This is a genomic window from Rhizobium bangladeshense (assembly GCF_017357245.1).
Classification (GTDB): Bacteria; Pseudomonadota; Alphaproteobacteria; order Rhizobiales; family Rhizobiaceae; genus Rhizobium; species Rhizobium bangladeshense.
In genome coordinates this window covers 134,970-151,396 of record NZ_CP071617.1, presented here as the reverse complement: position 1 = coordinate 151,396, position 16,427 = coordinate 134,970, and the positions used below count along the sequence as shown (strand labels likewise).

The following is a 16,427-nucleotide window of genomic DNA, read 5'->3' as shown; positions in this document are numbered from 1 at the left end:
GCGCCGCAAAAAATCTCGATCTGTGCACCAGGTCAGCGATTCGCAAAATCGCGGGCAGCCTGAATGAACGCACTGAAGGCTGCCGGCGGATTCTTCCTGCCAGGGTAATACAGCGCTAGTGGGGCCAAAGAGGGGGTCCAGTCCTCGAGAACTCGCACCAGTCGGCCCGCCGCAATGTCGTCGCGCGCATCCGCTTCCATGACGTATCCAAGCCCCACTCCATTCTGCGCCGCTATCCTGACAAGGCTTGACTCGTCGAGGGTGATCGAGCCTTCCACATCGATCTGGACAGCGTTCCCGTCCTTCTCGAAGCGCCAGCGCAACAATGCGTTATTCGGAAGACGGGCGCGGATGCACGGAAACCCGTACAAGTCGGCCGGAACGACAGGCTTACCGTGCGTGCGCAGGAAATCCGGCGATGCGACGACGGCATTGCTGCGCTCCAGACCGAGGGGCACGGCAATCATGTCGTTCGGCACCAAATCGGCCGGCCTCAAGCCTAGGTCGAAGCCGGCCGCTACTATGTCGACGAGCCGTCCCTCCGTGACCAGATCGATGTGCACCTGGGGGAAGCGCTGCAGGAAAGAGAGGATGAGCGGCGCCATCACCTCGCGGGCTGCCGACACAAAGGCATTGATGCGCAACGTACCGGTCGGAGTCTCCTGAAGCGACTGAGCCGAGAGCATGGCATCGTGGATGTCGGTCATTGCCGGTCTAACCCGCTCGACGAAGGTTTTCCCTGCGTCGGTCAGCGAGACGCTGCGCGTTGTGCGGTTAAAAAGCCGAATGCCTAAGCGCTGCTCAAGCTTGGCGATGGCATTGCTCAGTGCTGTCGTGGACATACCGAGCTCCAGCGCGGCGGCCCGAAACGAGCCCAGGCGGGCGATGCTGAGGACGGCATCCAGGTCAACAAGGAAAGAGCGCGTCATTATCCCTCTTTTCGAAACGTTTCATCCCGCTTTGTCCCAGTTATCCTGCCAATCGTCCAGTCTTAGATTGGGCTTGTCGGCCTCAAATGGGCGCGGCTCATAGCTGGCTAAGGCTGAAAACAGGATTGGAAGACCAGAATGACTATCAAACTCCCCGAGGCCATAGAGGCCTATTTTGATGCTGACCGGGATGGCAGCCCCGATGCTGTCGCAGCCGCCTTCACCGAAAACGGCAGCGTGAAAGATAAAGGCAAGTCCCATACGGGACGTGATGCCATTCGTAAGTGGATGGCCGATGAAAGCCAGCAATACAGCTACACCGTGGAACCCTTCCACATCGCCCTTGAACACGGAAAGACCCTGGTGACGGCTCACGCCGTCGGCACTTTCCCTGGCAGCCCGATTGACCTGCGCTTCCTCTTCGTCCTCGCGGGCGACAAGGTCGCCGAACTGGAGATCACCGTATGACACCGTTTTTCACATTGCAGGGGCGTCGGGCCCTGATCACCGCGGGAACGATGGGTGCCGGCGCAGCAACCGTAGCTCTCTTCCGGGAGCTTGGCGCCCGTGTGCTGACCACCGCTCGCTCCAAGCCGGCGGACTTCTCTGGTGCGGCATTCGTTGAAGCTGACCTGACCACCGGGGCGGGCGTTCAAGCGGTCGTCGACGCGGTGCATCGGGAGCTCGGCGGGCTCGATATTCTTGTGAATATGCTGGGCGGTTCTTCGGCTCCTTCAGGTGGCTTCGCTGCGCTCACCGACGAGGAGTGGGACAAGGAGTTCAACCTCAACTTCTTTCCGGCAGTCAGGCTGGATCGTGCGCTAATCCCCGGGTTGATCGCTCAGGGAAGCGGAGTCGTCATTCACGTCACCTCGATCCAGAACCGCCTTCCGCTACCGGAGGCGACGACCGGCTATGCTTCGGCCAAGGCGGCCCTCAACACCTACAGCAAGAGCATCTCCAAGGAGGTTTCTCCGAAGGGCGTGCGGGTGGTACGAGTGTCCCCTGGCTGGATCGCCAGTCCGAATTCCAATGGTCTGGCTCTGCGCATAGCCGAGCAAGCTGGCATCGACTACGACGCCGCGGTCGACGTGATCATGAAGTCGCTCGGCGGCATACCGCTGGGACGACCGGCCGCGCCGGAGGAGGTCGCAGACCTGATCGCGTTCCTCGCCTCGGATCGGGCAACATCCATTACCGGGACCGAGCATGTGATCGACGGTGGGACTGTTCCGACCGCGTGAGCTTTAGGTCATCTGGCGCCATTACAGGTCAGGCGGGTGCATCCCACCCGCCGATCTGGGAGTAGATCGCATCGCGCAAATGTCGCACGTCGCGGTTCAAAGCAGCGAGTTTCGGTGGTGTCTGGGTTGAGGCTGCAAGCAATGTATCGCCGAGGCAGCCTGCTCTGTGCTGCAATGCGCGTCCCTGGTCAGTCAGCGCCACCAAAACCTGCCGTTCGTTTCCGAGATTGCGTGTCCGGCGCACGTGCCCGGCGGCTTCCAGGCGTTTCAAAAGAGGTGTCAAGGTGCTGGATTCCAGAGCAAGCTGATCAGCGATGGAAACCACGGTCTGTTCGTCGTGCGCCCAAAGAACGTTCAAGACAAGATATTGCGGGTATGTCAACCCAAGCTCGTCGAGTAGCGGCTTGTAGGCACGCTGAATTGCGATGCCGGCGGTGTAGATCGCATAGCACAGTTGGTCACGCAGGGGCGGGGGATCGTTGTGGCGTTGGGTCATTTTGAACTCCTGTCCTCATACATATAACCGATATTATCACGAAAACAAATATCGCGATAATAATCTTGTTGACGCATAACTCAACATCTGTCAGCTTATAGATATCGCGATAACTGTTATCGTGATTTCCCAAGAGGAGAAAGCCATGACACGCAAGACCATCACCACGATTGCCGCAATCGCATCTGCAGCCTCCCTTTCGGCCACCTTGCCGGCGCAGGCCGCTGAATCGCTCCCGCAAGACCAATCCGTGCGAAACGTGGTCCTGGTTCACGGCGCATTTGCGGACGGTTCCGGCTGGAGGGGCGTGTACGACAATCTTACAAAACGTGGCTATCGCGTCACGATTGTGCAGAACCCGCTAACGTCTCTTGCAGATGATGTTGCCGCCACCAAGCGTGCACTTGAGCGGCAAGATGGTCCGGTCATTCTCGTTGGACACTCCTGGGGCGGTACTGTCATCACGGAAGCTGGGGTCGATGAAATGGTTAAGGGCCTCGTTTATGTCTCTGCTCTCTCCCCAGATGCCGGCGAGACGACGGCTCAGCAATACGAGGGATTTGCGCCCGCGTCCGAGTTCGTTATCGAGACCACGAAGGACGGTTTCGGCTACGTCAGCCCGGCCAAGTTCAAGTCAGGGTTTGCACACGACGTCAGCGACGCCGATGTCGCGTTCATGAGAGATGCGCAGGTTCCGATCAAAATGTCGGCGTTCGGCACCAAGCTCGAGAACGCCGCATGGCGCACCAAGCCCAGCTGGGCCGTTATTGCCACCGAAGACAAGGCCTTCGACCAGGCCATGTTGATCCATATGGCGGAGCGCATCAATGCTAAGGTCACCAAGGTGTCGGCGAGCCATGCCCTGTTCATGACGCAGCCGGCGGTCATCGCCGATACAATCGACAAGGCCGCCAAGGCCGCATCGGCAAAAAAGCAGTGAACGATTTCGCGCTATCCCTTAACTGATCAGCACTGCGGAAGCGAGATACCGGTGGTGCACCGGATCCCCGACCGAAATCCATGGGCATTTCCTCGCGTCCCGCGACACAGACTTCATCAATTTACCCGATATAATTCACGGAGGAACTTACGTGAAACTATACAACTATGACGATAATGTGCCCGCAAATACGTCCTTTCCGCAGAACGCGGTCGGCGATGTCTTTGACTTCATCGTCTGCGGCGCAGGGTCCAGCGGCTCGGTTGTCGCAGCGCGATTGGCAGAGGATGGAAACGCCAGCGTCCTGCTGCTTGAAGCAGGTGGCGATGATAAATCCGAAACCGTATCGAACCCCGCGCAGTGGCCGCTTAATCTCGGATCGAGCCGGGACTGGAGCTTTGTTGGACAACCGGCTCCTGGTTTGGACGGGCGACGACTCCCTCTCAGTATGGGTAAGGGGCTAGGCGGCGGTTCGAGTATCAACGTCATGGTATGGGCCAGGGGACACAAGGCGGATTGGGATTACTTCGCAGCAGAGGCGGGTGATGATGCCTGGGGATATGAGTCGATCCTCGGTTATTATCGCCGGATCGAAGATTGGCAGGGCGACGTGGACCCATCCCGTCGCGGAACGGGGGGGCCAGTGCATGTCGCACAGCCTCTGTCACCCCAGCCAGTCGCAGAGGCCCTGTTGAGCGCCGCGTCAGCTCTGGGCGTTCCGGTCTTCGGTTCAACGAACGGCGAGATGATGGAAGTCCCCGGAGGCGCATCGATCGCTGAGCTACGGATCCGGGATGGCAAGCGGGAATCGGTATTCCACTCTTATGTTCGTCCACTGCTGTCGCGCCGCAACCTGACGGTGCTGACCGATGCGTTGGTTACGCGTCTCATCTTCGATGGTAAGCGGGTGAAAGGAGTGGAGGCTCTGGTCGATGGTCGGCAACGCCAGTTCATGGCGCATTGCGAGACGGTGCTGTCACTGGGGGCGATCAATACGCCGAAGGTCCTTATGCAGTCCGGGATCGGCCCAAAAAAAGATCTGCAGTCGCATGGTATTACAGTCGTGCAAGACCTGCCGGGTGTCGGTCGCAATCATCAGGATCATCTCGCTTTCGGCTGCACCTGGGCCTACCGAAAACCGGAAGCTGTTGGCGGTAGCGGCTGCGAGGCGAACATCTACTGGAAGAGTGACACGCGTCTAAACCAGCCCGACATCCTCCAGTGTCAGTTGGAGTTCGCGGTGCCTTCACCATCCGAAACGGGTCTCCAAACGCCAGAATACGGTTGGACGATGTTCAACGGTCTTGCACAGCCGAAAAGCCGCGGACGATTGAGGCTCTCTGGCCCCGACATAAACGATCCCGTCCTGATCGAGCCGAACTCCCTCAGTGAGCCCGAAGACATGGCAGCCGCGTTGGCCGCAGTCGAGTTGTGTCGCGAACTGGGAAACAGCGATGGCTTCAGACCTCTGGTAACGGGTGAAACCGCTCCAGGCCCGCGCAGCAGGTCAGGCATGATCGATTTCATTAGACGCTCGGCCGTCACCTATTGGCATCAATCCTGCACCGCCAAAATGGGACGTGACAATATGTCGGTCGTCGATAGGGAGCTCAAGGTATATGGCATCGATAGCCTTCGTATCGCGGATTCCTCGATCATGCCGCGGATCACCACCGGCAACACGATGGCACCATGTGTTGTCATCGGAGAGAGGGCGGCCGATCTGTTGCGCAAGTCACATGGTCTGTCCGCTTTGCGTGAACCTTTCGCTCAGTCCGTGTGACTTCAACGACGAGGGACTTTGCGCTCCGCTATCCGTGGCGCAAAGTTTTTCGACGTGGGTATGTGTTTGTTAGTGCTCAGTTGGCTTGTCCTACCACGCTTACAAGGTTACTCGGTGACCAATCAGCGAAGGTTCAGCAGCGCCTGCATGGCCTCTCGCCTACCTCATGCCGCAATCTGGCATGTCGCCAACTTTAAATTACCCGCCACGTTAATTTCAAACGGTCACACATTGACTTTCAATCAGTCATCGCCGTAGTTTCAAACAGTCATCAAGGGAATGAAGCTGTGGCGCTGTACCCAAGGCTCGTTGAGCGGCGCGTTGCCGACGCCATGTCAGACACGCGAGTCGTACTGATCGTAGGTCCCCGACAATCAGGAAAAACGACGTTGGCTAAGAAAATGGCCAAGGAGGGGATGGAGTATTACACGCTCGATAATGCGACGACCTTGGACGCAGCGCGGCAGGATCCAGTTGGCTTTGTAAGACGTATGGATCGCGCCATCATCGACGAAATTCAGCGCGCTCCCGAGCTGTTGTTGGCGATCAAGGAAAGCGTGGATACGGACCAGCGCCCAGGGCGTTTCCTCCTGACTGGTTCAGCAAATCTCATGACGCTGCCACGCGTGGCAGACTCACTCGCAGGGCGCATGGAAGTCGTTCGATTGCTACCACTTGCGCAAAGCGAGATCAGAAGGGCCGGCAGCACCTTCCTGCGTGACGCCTTTCAAAATGAAGCCACGGCCGGAGAACCAATCGTCGGTGACGACCTGATAGCTGTAGTTCTGGCAGGTGGATATCCCGAGGCATTGGGCCGCAAAACCTTGAGCCGCAGGCAGGACTGGTATGCGGATTACATCAATGCGATCGTTCAACGCGACGTTCGCGATGTCGCACAGATCGAGCAGATCGCTCAAATGCCGCGCTTGCTAGGCATTCTGGCAGAGCATTCGGGACAACTCGTGAACTATTCCGGAATTGGCGCCGCCATCGGGATGAATCACATCACAACGCAAAAATATGTCGGCATCTTCGAGAGCCTGTTCCTCGCCCGAACCTTGCAACCATGGTTTTCGAACAAACTGAAACGCCTGACCAAAACACCGAAAATCCATTTCCTCGACTCTGGTCTGCTCTCTTCTCTTCGTGACCTCTCTCTCGACCGCCTGCGCGACAACAGGGGTCAGTTCGGGGCTTTGCTGGAGACTTTCGTGTTTGGGGAGATCCTAAAGCTCGCCAGCGGCGGGCATAGCCGATACGAGTTTTCGCATTTTCGTGACAAGCAGCAGAACGAAGTCGATATCGTCATTGAAGATAGAAGAGGCCGGATCGTCGGCATCGAGATAAAAGCGGCAGCATCTGTCTCGAATTCCGATTTTTCGGGATTGCGAATTTTGGCCGAAGCATCCGGAGAACGGTTTGTTTCGGGCATGGTCTTGTATGACCATCATAAGGTGATCCCTTTCGGGGAACGTTTGTCCGCTGTTCCAATATCGGCATTGTGGCGTTAGCGCGTGAGGATTTGGCTTCAGTTTCCAGACTCGAGCATTCTTGAAACTTCGACGGTTTCGAAACAAATGGGCCTCAGGTTCGATTCCGTTCAACTGCACAGTTGCGGAAAAGTGGGGTCGATGGTTCGTATTCCAATTAGAACCTTATTATTCCACACCCGATGCTGCATCTACGCCCGACGCATGGTTCAGCTTTTGATAAGCCCGCTTGAGATGGCTGCTCGGGAACTAACTTCCGTTCATGAGGAGTTTTCGTGGAGAAGCAAGGTGAGTCGATTGGCGGCCCCGCGAAGGTGATCCTCTGCTGCAAGCCGCGCCTCCTGCGCATCACCATTGGCGATTGCATTGTAGATGGCGACGTGCTCGGCTTGCACCTGCTCGAGCAAGGCGTTGCGCAGTGTGCTGGCCCGGGCTTTGCGGATGAAGTTTCGGACATGGGCTTCAAGGAAATCTGACATCTCCCGAAAATACGGATTGCCGCATGCATCGACGATCTCCCGGTGAAACGCCAGGTCCTCCTCGATGCCGGCCGAACCATTATCGAATGCCGTCTGGATGGCGTTGAGCCGACGCTCGATCTCGACGAGCTGCTTTGCGGAACGCCGCTCTGCTGCCAGCGCCGTTGCAGCGGATTCAACTGCCATCAGCAGCTCGATAACATTCTGGACATCCAGAGCATCGGTCAGATCGACGCCTGCCAACCGGAAGGCGACCTCCTTCGTCTCAATGACGAAGGCGCCAAGCCCCTGGCGCGTTGAAACCAGACCGTCCCGCTTGAGCGTGCCGATCGCTTCACGCACGATGGGCCGGCTCACGCCGTATTTCTCTGCAAGAACACGCTCCGTCGGAAGTCTGTCGCCCTTCGCGTAGGTTCCGGACGTTATGTCGGCGCGAATTCGGCCAGCGACCGAATCCGCAAGCGACGGGCCGCGAGTTACCTTGTGATCTAGCACCATGCGCACCTCCGAGCGTTTTTGCCTGTCCCTACCACGCGAGGTTTTAACAGGCTTTGCCGCCTCCCACTGCCCTGTTGCAACTTTTTCCGCAAGAATAGCAGAATCCACTTGTCAGGCAACCATGTAATATGGTTCCTTGTCCAGAGGAGGGGCGCGACGGTCGCCTCGGCGGGTTTCAGGTTCACGAAGCGGGCAGGGCGTGGGGCATCGGTCCAGCGCCGCCGGCGACGCGTGCGCAGCCGTCGTCGGTCTACAAGCGCCGGGCTCCTCGGGCCGAAATCCGAAGCAACAGGGAGGAAAACATGAGCTTCTTTGATGACACCGCACGACTGCGAAGACTTGCCCAGGAGGCCAGCGAATATGCGAAGTTCAGTCGGCGCACCATTCTAAAGAGCGCAGCTGGCATTATCGGCGGCGCTGTCCTTGCCGGGTCTGCGACGGTTGCGAGTGCGGAAGAAATCACGCCACCGGCGCCAGGCAAGAAGGTGCGCATCGGCGTGCCGCTGACCTACGGCCCGTTCAACCAGCCTTGGCGGCGCGGCTGCTGGCAGATCGTCAAGGCGGTGCTCGATGCCGGTGGTGAAGTCGTCACCGTTCGCGGCGAGCCGACCAAGGCAAGCGAGCAGGCCGCTTCCCGTGCATTGCTAGATCGCGGCATCGACGCTCTCGTCATTGGTATTTACTCCCAGGAATCCGAGACGGCCTACATCGCCGACGAGGCTCATAAGCGCGGCATCAAGACGGTCGGCTTTACGATCCCTGTGAAGGATTCGCCCGCCGTTATGGACGACGTGTGGGGCACCGCCACCACGCTCGGATATTTCGTGCAGAACTACTGCAAGCGTCAGGGCACCTTCGCCCAGACCGCCGAGCAGCGTGGCTACTTCACGCCGTTCGACATGGAAGTCGATATGTTCGAGCTGATGTGCCGCTACGAGCCGCGCATGAAGGTTCTTCCGTTCATCGACGGTGGACAGGGCACGACGGACGAAATCTCCGTGGGCCGCAAGAATATGCTGTCCCTTCTGCAGGCCAATCCCGAGCCCGGTTCGCTTGCCGGCTTTATCTCGTGGTGGTGGCCCTTCACACTCGGAGCAGCGCAAGCGCTCAAGCAGATGAACCGCGACGACGTCCCGCTGTTCAACCACTATCTCTCCACCCAATTCCTCGAAGCCTGGGCCGCCAAGCAGGTTCCGGTGGTTTTCAGCTGCGACTCGCCGTTTCCCGAAATCGGCCGCAAGACCGGCGAACTCGCCGTCAAGCTCGCCCGAGGCGAGGATGTCCCGAACATCGTCTACCGCATTCCAGTCATCACCAAGACGCCCGATCAGGCGGCAGAGGCCCTTGCCGAACTCAAGAGCATGGATGAGCAAGCGATCGCACTGCTGAAGCAGTTCGGCGGCTAAGAGCCAGCCTGGCATGCGGCGGGCTTGATCTTCCCGCCCGCCGCATGCGTCTCCCATGACATGCCACACGGTAAGCGGTTCGGCGCAGGCTAACGCTTGCCTTCTATCGATCAAGAACGACTGGAACAGTACAGTGACGCAAGCTGAGCAGGAAAGCCTCGCGAAGGCGAAGACGACGAAAAAACTCGTGGCAAAGACACAGACAGCGGGACGAAATGAATCCTCCGCCATGCGCTTTCTGCGGCGGTGGGGAACCATTATCGTGCTGGTGCTGGCGGCGGTCGGCTTTTCCATCGCCTCGCCCTATTTCGCGAGCTTGTCGAACCTCAACAACATCCTGTTCTCTATGATCGTCAGCGCGCTCGTATCACTCGGCCTGACATGGGTCGTCATTTCCGGCAGCTTCGATTTGTCGATTGGCCTGACGGTTACCACGTCCTCGATCCTCGTCGCCTTCCTCATTCCGATCCTCGGACCATGGGCCGCAATAGCTGTCGCGCTCATTGCCGCGTGCCTGATCGGTGCGGTCAACGGCATTCTCGTCACTTATGGTCGCCTGTCCGGCATCGTGGTGACACTGGGAGTGATGTTCGTTCTTTCGGGCATCAACATCTTCATCACCGGCGGCTATCAGGTGCCGGTCGGCTATGACGAAACGGCCTTCCTTTATCTAGGCCAGGGCAAATTCGGCATTGTCGGCGTCCCGGTCCTCATCCTGCTTGCCGTCTTCCTCGTCGCCTTGGTCGCCGCCACCCGTACCCGCATCGGCCACTACATCGCCGCCGTCGGCGACAATCCGATGGCAGCCTTCTATTCCGGCATCAACGTCTATCGCTGGGTCATCCTCGCCTTCGTGTTGTCGGCGCTCATGTCGGGCATTGCCGGGGTGATCGTGACCTCCATCTCTTCATCGGCACAGCCCGTCGGTGGTGAAGGATATCTGCTGGAGGCATTCGCTGCCGTGTTCCTTGGCGCGACCGTGCTCGGCAAAGGCAGGCCGCATCTGCTTGGCACGCTCGTCGGCGTCTTCTTCCTCTATATGGTGGATTCCGGCATGAACATGGTCGGCTTCCCATTTGCAGCCCGCCACATCTTCCAGGGGCTGGTTCTCATCATTGCGGTCGGCGCAAACGCGCTTCTGAACCGCGAAGAAGTCCACCTCAAGTTCATCTGAGGTGAGGGCCATGACCGGAACAGCACTCGTCGAACTTAAGAATCTCGAGAAGGAATTTGCCGGCACCAAGGCACTGAAAGGCGTGAGCCTCAGCTTCCTTGCCGGCGAGGTCCACGGCCTGCTCGGCGAAAACGGCGCCGGCAAGTCTACCTTGATCAAGATCCTCACCGGCGTCTATTCACCCAGCGCCGGCGAGATTCTCCTCGAAGGCGCGCCCGTGCGCGTCTCTAGCCCGCCTGAAGCGCACCGCCTGGGCCTCGGCGCCGTCTATCAGGACGCCGAACTCGTTTCCAGCTTCACCGTCGGGCAGAATATCCTGCTCGGCAACGAACCGGGGCGTTTTGGGGTCAGCGACCGGGCAATCCACGACGAGGCAACCGCGATCCTGACCGAAATGGGCATCGATCTCGACGCGCGCCGCGTTGCCGGCACGCTGTCGGCAGCCGAGATGCAGCTGGTTACGCTGGCGACGCTTTTCCATCGTCGCTACAAGCTGATCGTGCTGGATGAGCCGACGGCGCGCCTTTCCGCCGCAGAATCGGAGATGCTCTTCCGCATCATCGAGCGCTTCAAAACGCAGGGGATCGCTATCGTTTACATTTCCCATCGCCTCAAGGAGGTGCAGGAAATCTGCGATCGTGCAACGATCCTGCGCGGCGGGCTGGTCTCCGGCACGCTCAACCGCGGCGAAGTTACTGAGGATCGAGTGACCGAGTTGATGGTCGATCGCAATCGCGCAGAGCTGTCGGCCTACAATGACGGCAGCCGGGTCCGCCCGGAGGTTCTTCTGGAGGTAAAGGGACTGGCGACGGCCAATCTGTCACCACTCTCCTTCACAGTCCGTGCGGGCGAGGTTCTGGGCATCACGGGGCCGGTCGGCGGCGGCATGGAGGATGTTGCACGCGCACTCGGCGGTATCGTGCGCCACGCGGGCAACGCCAGCCTGCGCGGCGAGGTCATTGACGTCGGCACACCGATTGCCGCGCGCCGTTCAGGCGTGGCCCTCATTCCCGAGGACCGCCGCAAGCAGGCGCTCTTTTCGTCGCTGACCGTTGCCGAGAACATCTGCCTTCCGGTGCTGAACACGCTGGAGAGGTTTTTGACCATCCGTCCCGGCGCGATGAAGAAATATGCGGACGAGGTGATGGATCAGCTCGCCGTACGCCCGCGCGATGCCACCATCCAGGTCCGTTTCTTCTCGGGCGGTAACCAGCAGAAACTGGTCATCGGCAAATGGATGAGCGCCGGTGCACTTCTCTACATCATCGTCGAACCGACGAATGGCGTGGATGTCGGTGCGATCAAGGAAATCTACGACATCATCCTGCAGCTTGCGCAGGATGGCGCGGCGGTGTTGCTTGTGTCGTCGTCATTGCGCGAAACACTCGCGCTGGCCGATCGCGTCATGGTCATTCACGACGGCAACCGCGTCGCGGAAGCTTTGAAGACAGACTGGACCTACGATGAGCTTCTGGCCGTCACGTTGAGCGGAAAATCGAAAACCGCGGCGTAAGCCGCAGCATATTCACGACAGGAGGAGACCCCATGAGCACAAATATCAGGCTCTACATGTTCCAGACCGGCCAGATCCGGCAGAAAGAAGTCGACATCAAGCTCGGCTACAGCCAGGAGCCTTTCTTCACGCCGATACCGTGGTATCTGATCGTTCACCCCAAGGGCAACATCGTCATCGATGGCGGTACGGCCGTCGAGGCGGCCCATGATCCGGAAGCTTGGTGGGGCGAGACGACCAAAAAATACTACCCGATCATGGATCCGGCGGAAGGCTGCGTGAACCAGCTCGCCAAGATCGGCATGAAGCCTGACGACATCAAGTTCGTGCTCCACTCGCATCTGCATCTCGATCATTCCGGCGCCTGCGGCAATTTTCCCAAGGCGCGCCATCTGGTGCAGCGGCGCGAGATCGATTGGGCCTTCTCCGCCGACTGGTTCATGCAAGGCGGCTATATCAAGAAGGACCTGACCAAGGATGGCATCACCTGGGACGTGATGGAAGACGAAGACCAGTACGACGTGTTCGGCGACGGCAGTGTGCAGACGTTCATGTCGCCCGGGCATACGCCCGGTCATCAGTCGATCATGGTGCGGTTGCCGAACACAGGCCCGATCCTGCTAGCGATCGATGCCGCCTATACGATGGATCATTGGAACGAGAAGTGCCTGCCCGGCGCTCTGACCTCGGCGCGCGAGGCTGCCGCATCCGTGCGCAGGTTGCGCCGTGTCGTCGAGAAGGAAAACGCGATCGTCGTACCCGGCCACGACATGGAAACCTGGCAGGGCTTCAAGAAAGCGCCCGTAGAATACTACGACTGACTTTCGAAAGCGCGATTCCGTCGGCGGACAACCGCCGACGGCAGGCGTCGCCACGACGCAAGGGGTGGGGTCACGCCCTACCAACCATATTCAACCCCAAACATAACCAACGGCCGCCGCAGGGCTTCCGGCTGAGAGTACCTGTTTTCAAATGCATGATATAATTCTCAATGAGATACAGCAGCGATGGAACGCTGCGGCTGCGACCTGGGATAGTAAGGCGCTGGCTCGGATCTATACGAGCGACGCTGTTTTTTTTGGCTTGCTCCCAAGGCTCTATGTCGGCCGCCCGCAGGTGGAGGAGTAATTCAGCAGCTACGAAGATACCCTCCGCGGCGTCACGCTTTCCCTCGTCGATCAGACCATCCGTTCTTTGGGCAAGGGTGTGTTCATGGCGCAGGGTTTCGGCAACATCGTGAATCGCCATCTGGACGGCACGATCTTGCGCAACAGGGTCCGCTCATCTTTCGTCGTGGTGGAGACGGAAGATGAATGGCTCATAGCGCTACATCATTTTTCGAGTTTAATGTCGGCTGGAAGCGGGATGTCATGACCGGCAAGCCTGCGGCTGAGCGATTAGTAATTGCATGCTGGTTGCGGCTCCACTTTATGCCTCAACTCATTGATTTTGTGGGAGCGGCGACTTGTTTTCCTGAGGATCGCTGGTTCAAATCATTTCAACTGCACCGGATGCCGATTGTCCACGCCGGAGGTAAAATAGCGCCACATGCCGCGCCGGTTCGACAAGACGCGCGAAAGTTTTCCCTCTTCCTTTGGCGGCCAGAGGCAATAACATTTCCAATATCGAGCACTGCCTTCCTTGCGGTCATATGAGTGGTTAAGCGCCTTTAATCTGAGTTTTCCGCGGAAGTCTGCCGCTTTCCAGGCCAAGCTGTGAGTGCGATGTCGATCAGCCGTTTCAAAAGCGCATTGCAGGCGCCGTCGCAGGCCTGGGCGGACATGCCTTGGATAATCGCACCATAGAAGCGCGCGAGCGTGTCGGTATCAGTATGTGGAGGCAGTTCGCCTTCCTCGACGGCACGGTCGAAGCGGGCTTTGAGGGTCTGCATCGACGTCTCGCGCAATGTTGCCGTCATCCGCGCGACGGATGCATTTTCTTCCGCATGCTGCAGGACGGCCGTTGAGACCATGCAACCTGGCGGCTTGTCCGGCTGGGTGTCTCCGTCAGCGATATCATAAAGGTAGAGGCTCAGGGCTTCATAAACCGGAAGACTCGATTGCAGGATTTTCAACCGTCGGCTGTTTTCACGGGCAATGCTGAAGTCGAGCGCCTGACGGTACAACTCTTCCTTAGAGCCGAACATGGAATAAAGCGTGGGCGGATTGATTCCCATCGCCTTAGTAAGGTCGGCGGTCGATGTTCCCTCGTAGCCCCGTTCCCAGAAAAGCCGTACCGCGATGTCGAGCCCGATGTCGCGGTCGAGAACACGCGGTCTGCCTCGTTTGCGGACAGCCTCAGCCATTAAAATAGCGATCCCTATTAAATTGTTGACATACGTCTATCGCCTCTTATTATAGGGTTCACTATTTAATTTAGCAACGGAGTGGCCCATGTCCCGAAGACTAGCAAACAAGATAGCCCTTGTAACCGGAAGTTCTCGTGGTATCGGCCGGGCGGCAGCCCTTGCATTCGCCAAGGAGGGTGCCGCGCTGATCGGCGTGCACTACACCGCCAATTCGGATGCGGCCAATGCCACGGTACGCGACATCGAAGCGCTAGGCCTCAAGGCCGTCGCCGTGAAGGCCGATTTCAGACAGGGCAAGGACGCGGCCGACAGCCTCTGGGCGCAGTTCAGCGAAGCCGCGCGTACCGAGACGGGCTCGGCTGGTCTCGACATTCTGGTGAACAATGCCGGCATCGCGCCTGCACTGCCGTTGAAGCAGACGAGCGAAGCCGCGTTCGACGAGGTGATGACGATTAACTACAAGGCGCCGTTCTTCCTGATCCAGGCCGTCGCTGACCACATTCGCGAGAACGGCCGGATCATCAATGTCTCGACCGGGTTTACACGGATCGCGGCGCCGACGCATCCCGCGTATGCTGCCTCCAAGGGCGCGCTCGAGACATTGACACTTGCGCTGGCACCTGAATTGGCGGCTCGCGGGATAACAGTCAATGCCGTGCTGCCGGGTGTGACGGAGACGGACATGAATGCCGAGTGGCTGGCATCGCCGGATGCGCGCGCCGGCGCCGAAGCACTCTCGGTCTTCTCACGTGTCGGACGGGCGGAGGACGTGGCCGACGTCATCACCTTCCTCGCATCGAACGATGCGCGTTGGACGACGGGTCAGATGATTGACGCGACGGGCGGCGCCCGAATCTGATCGATCTGACGGTCCACTATTTCTGCAGCCGTGCAGAGCGCGCCTTTTGACAATGCTCCGTTGTATTGCCGGCGGTTGACTTATCACCTCTCAGCCTGACGGCCTTCACAGCCGGAGCCACTGCCACTGAGAGGTGCTCGGTGATCTCCGGCTAGGCGATTGCCCCTCCGTCTGCAGTCAGGGTTGCGCCGGTGATCACGCTGGCGGCAGGGCTCGCAAGAAAGACCACGGCGTTCGCGATCTCGCGTGGCTCGCCGTAGCGTCCCAGCGACGTCAGGCTCCGCTGGAAATCGGCGGCCGCGCCGTCGGCGGGGTTGGCATCCGTGTCGGTCGCGCCTGGTTGCACGAGATTCACAGTTATGCCCTTTGGTCCCAGTTCACGCGAGAGGCCGCGGGTGAATGAGGTGAGCGCCGCCTTGGACATGGCGTAAGGCGTAATTCCGGGAAATGGCACCCGCTCGCCAAGGGCGGAACCGATAGTGATGATACGGCCACCTTCCTGCAAATGCGGGATAACAGCTTTCGCGAACAGCACTGGCGCTCGCACGTTGACGTCCATCAGGGCCTGATATTCTTCCACATCCAGGTCCGCAATGGTTCCGGAATGGCCGATAGCTGCGCTGTTGACAAGGATGTCGAGCCCGCCGAGCGCAGACACGGCTTTTTCTACCGCTCGAGCTATTGCGTTCGGATCGGCGCTGTCGGCCTGGATGGCAAACGCGCGCTGGCCGCGGCTTTCAATATTTTTTGCCACCGCCTCAGCCTTCTCAACCGAATGCTGATAGGTGAACGCCACGTCGGCTCCGTTATCGGCAAGCGCCTCGGCAATTGCTGCACCGATGCCGCGCGAGCCGCCGGTGATCAAGGCGCGCTTTCCGCTTAGATCGATCATGTTGGTCCTTTCAGTTACTGACAGTCAAGTTTCAGCAGGGTCGGGAGGCGCAGAAGCCCTCGACGACCAGTTCGGCTTATTTTGTGCTTCCGCAGGGATTCCCGTAGTGACGACGATCGCGACAGAGTGTTGCGCGAAGAGGAACTGGCCAGGTATCCGCTGTTTCGGCTCTCGTCGGTGCGTTCGCTAGTCCTGCAGGGCCACAGCTCTACGCTCCTCAGCGCGGCTACGGGCTTCACTCTCCGCGCTCGCTGCCGAAGGCCGTTTGTCTTCCTTGGAAAGGCTGGAGGCAGCAAGCTCGACGTCGATCTATGGCAGCCTATGGGCTCGCTCTTCGAAAGGCGAGCAGTTCACAGCACCGTTGACGATCTCCCTGTCGCGGCTGCCTGAATATGTGGGCCAGGCGGCAATGCGGC

The 16,427-nt window shown here is 59.0% G+C and carries 16 protein-coding genes; 10 read left to right on the top strand and 6 right to left on the bottom strand.

The annotated features are described in order from the left end of the window. Positions 1-32 precede the first annotated feature (32 nt). Positions 33-929, bottom strand: coding sequence for a LysR family transcriptional regulator (locus J2J98_RS29855; RefSeq protein WP_207604190.1), 897 nt, complete (start codon positions 927-929; stop codon positions 33-35). Positions 930-1,067: 138 nt separating this feature from the next. On the opposite strand from J2J98_RS29855, the gene J2J98_RS29850 reads away from it, so the two are divergent. Further along, entirely contained in the window at positions 1,068-1,397 is a 330-nt protein-coding gene (locus tag J2J98_RS29850; RefSeq protein WP_064710476.1) for a nuclear transport factor 2 family protein, read from the top strand. Further along, positions 1,394-2,173 carry an SDR family oxidoreductase gene (locus tag J2J98_RS29845; protein WP_138395786.1) on the top strand — a complete coding sequence of 260 codons (780 nt, stop codon included), beginning with the start codon at positions 1,394-1,396 and terminating at the stop codon, positions 2,171-2,173. The genes J2J98_RS29850 and J2J98_RS29845 overlap by 4 nt, the downstream gene beginning before the upstream one ends. A 28-nt stretch (positions 2,174-2,201) precedes the next feature. On the opposite strand, the gene J2J98_RS29840 is transcribed toward J2J98_RS29845, so the two are convergent. Further along, the gene (locus J2J98_RS29840; RefSeq protein ID WP_064710478.1) at positions 2,202-2,669 is read right to left on the bottom strand and encodes a MarR family winged helix-turn-helix transcriptional regulator; all 468 of its coding nucleotides are present in this window, start codon (positions 2,667-2,669) and stop codon (positions 2,202-2,204) included. A gap of 145 nt (positions 2,670-2,814) precedes the next feature. Here J2J98_RS29840 and J2J98_RS29835 point away from each other — a divergent pair, with 145 nt between their 5' ends. The 3 genes from J2J98_RS29835 to J2J98_RS29825 all read left to right on the top strand — a co-directional run bounded on the left by J2J98_RS29835 (position 2,815) and on the right by J2J98_RS29825 (position 6,903). Continuing rightward, positions 2,815-3,609 carry an alpha/beta fold hydrolase gene (locus tag J2J98_RS29835; protein WP_207604189.1) on the top strand — a complete coding sequence of 265 codons (795 nt, stop codon included), beginning with the start codon at positions 2,815-2,817 and terminating at the stop codon, positions 3,607-3,609. 151 nt (positions 3,610-3,760) lie between these two features. Further along, a complete protein-coding gene (locus J2J98_RS29830; protein WP_207604188.1) occupies positions 3,761-5,392 on the top strand; it encodes a GMC family oxidoreductase in 1,632 nt (543 codons plus the stop codon). Positions 5,393-5,679: 287 nt separating this feature from the next. Further along, the gene (locus tag J2J98_RS29825; RefSeq protein WP_064710481.1) at positions 5,680-6,903 is read left to right on the top strand and encodes an ATP-binding protein; all 1,224 of its coding nucleotides are present in this window, start codon (positions 5,680-5,682) and stop codon (positions 6,901-6,903) included. A 239-nt stretch (positions 6,904-7,142) separates the two neighbouring features. On the opposite strand, the gene J2J98_RS29820 is transcribed toward J2J98_RS29825, so the two are convergent. Continuing rightward, a complete protein-coding gene (locus J2J98_RS29820) occupies positions 7,143-7,859 on the bottom strand; it encodes a FadR/GntR family transcriptional regulator (protein WP_207604187.1) in 717 nt (238 codons plus the stop codon). Positions 7,860-8,161: 302 nt separating this feature from the next. Here J2J98_RS29820 and J2J98_RS29815 point away from each other — a divergent pair, with 302 nt between their 5' ends. The 4 genes from J2J98_RS29815 to attM all read left to right on the top strand — a co-directional run bounded on the left by J2J98_RS29815 (position 8,162) and on the right by attM (position 12,773). Next, complete coding sequence (locus J2J98_RS29815; RefSeq protein ID WP_207604186.1) at positions 8,162-9,265, top strand: sugar ABC transporter substrate-binding protein; 1,104 nt, start codon at positions 8,162-8,164, stop codon at positions 9,263-9,265. 133 nt (positions 9,266-9,398) lie between these two features. Beyond that, positions 9,399-10,439, top strand: a complete 1,041-nt coding sequence (locus J2J98_RS29810; RefSeq protein ID WP_246569501.1) for an ABC transporter permease — start codon at positions 9,399-9,401, stop codon at positions 10,437-10,439. A gap of 10 nt (positions 10,440-10,449) precedes the next feature. Further along, on the top strand, positions 10,450-11,952 hold the full coding sequence (locus J2J98_RS29805; protein ID WP_207604184.1) for a sugar ABC transporter ATP-binding protein: 1,503 nt from the start codon (positions 10,450-10,452) through the stop codon (positions 11,950-11,952). A gap of 32 nt (positions 11,953-11,984) precedes the next feature. Next, complete coding sequence (gene attM, locus J2J98_RS29800; protein WP_207604183.1) at positions 11,985-12,773, top strand: AttM family quorum-quenching N-acyl homoserine lactonase; 789 nt, start codon at positions 11,985-11,987, stop codon at positions 12,771-12,773. Positions 12,774-12,843: 70 nt separating this feature from the next. On the opposite strand, the gene J2J98_RS29795 is transcribed toward attM, so the two are convergent. Further along, entirely contained in the window at positions 12,844-13,200 is a 357-nt protein-coding gene (locus tag J2J98_RS29795) for a hypothetical protein (RefSeq protein ID WP_207604182.1), read from the bottom strand. 421 nt (positions 13,201-13,621) lie between these two features. After that, the gene (locus J2J98_RS29785; RefSeq protein ID WP_207604181.1) at positions 13,622-14,257 is read right to left on the bottom strand and encodes a TetR/AcrR family transcriptional regulator; all 636 of its coding nucleotides are present in this window, start codon (positions 14,255-14,257) and stop codon (positions 13,622-13,624) included. Positions 14,258-14,345: 88 nt separating this feature from the next. Between J2J98_RS29785 and J2J98_RS29780 the strand changes: the two genes are divergently transcribed. Next, complete coding sequence (locus tag J2J98_RS29780) at positions 14,346-15,119, top strand: SDR family oxidoreductase (protein WP_207604180.1); 774 nt, start codon at positions 14,346-14,348, stop codon at positions 15,117-15,119. Positions 15,120-15,270: 151 nt separating this feature from the next. Here the strand turns inward: J2J98_RS29780 and J2J98_RS29775 are convergent, their stop codons facing one another. Beyond that, positions 15,271-16,011, bottom strand: a complete 741-nt coding sequence (locus J2J98_RS29775; protein WP_138395780.1) for an SDR family NAD(P)-dependent oxidoreductase — start codon at positions 16,009-16,011, stop codon at positions 15,271-15,273. Positions 16,012-16,427: the final 416 nt, after the last annotated feature.

Excerpts from the sequence above, each read along its gene's own strand:
- J2J98_RS29855 (WP_207604190.1), bottom strand. The coding sequence starts at position 929 with ATGACGCGCTCTTTCCTTGTTGACCTGGATGCCGTCCTCAGCATCGCC.
- J2J98_RS29850 (WP_064710476.1), top strand. The coding sequence starts at position 1,068 with ATGACTATCAAACTCCCCGAGGCCATAGAGGCCTATTTTGATGCTGAC.
- J2J98_RS29845 (WP_138395786.1), top strand. The coding sequence starts at position 1,394 with ATGACACCGTTTTTCACATTGCAGGGGCGTCGGGCCCTGATCACCGCG.
- J2J98_RS29840 (WP_064710478.1), bottom strand. The coding sequence starts at position 2,669 with ATGACCCAACGCCACAACGATCCCCCGCCCCTGCGTGACCAACTGTGC.
- J2J98_RS29835 (WP_207604189.1), top strand. The coding sequence starts at position 2,815 with ATGACACGCAAGACCATCACCACGATTGCCGCAATCGCATCTGCAGCC.
- J2J98_RS29820 (WP_207604187.1), bottom strand. The coding sequence starts at position 7,859 with ATGGTGCTAGATCACAAGGTAACTCGCGGCCCGTCGCTTGCGGATTCG.
- J2J98_RS29815 (WP_207604186.1), top strand. The coding sequence starts at position 8,162 with ATGAGCTTCTTTGATGACACCGCACGACTGCGAAGACTTGCCCAGGAG.
- J2J98_RS29805 (WP_207604184.1), top strand. The coding sequence starts at position 10,450 with ATGACCGGAACAGCACTCGTCGAACTTAAGAATCTCGAGAAGGAATTT.
- attM (WP_207604183.1), top strand. The coding sequence starts at position 11,985 with ATGAGCACAAATATCAGGCTCTACATGTTCCAGACCGGCCAGATCCGG.
- J2J98_RS29795 (WP_207604182.1), bottom strand. The coding sequence starts at position 13,200 with ATGGCGATTCACGATGTTGCCGAAACCCTGCGCCATGAACACACCCTT.
- J2J98_RS29785 (WP_207604181.1), bottom strand. The coding sequence starts at position 14,257 with ATGGCTGAGGCTGTCCGCAAACGAGGCAGACCGCGTGTTCTCGACCGC.
- J2J98_RS29780 (WP_207604180.1), top strand. The coding sequence starts at position 14,346 with ATGTCCCGAAGACTAGCAAACAAGATAGCCCTTGTAACCGGAAGTTCT.
- J2J98_RS29775 (WP_138395780.1), bottom strand. The coding sequence starts at position 16,011 with ATGATCGATCTAAGCGGAAAGCGCGCCTTGATCACCGGCGGCTCGCGC.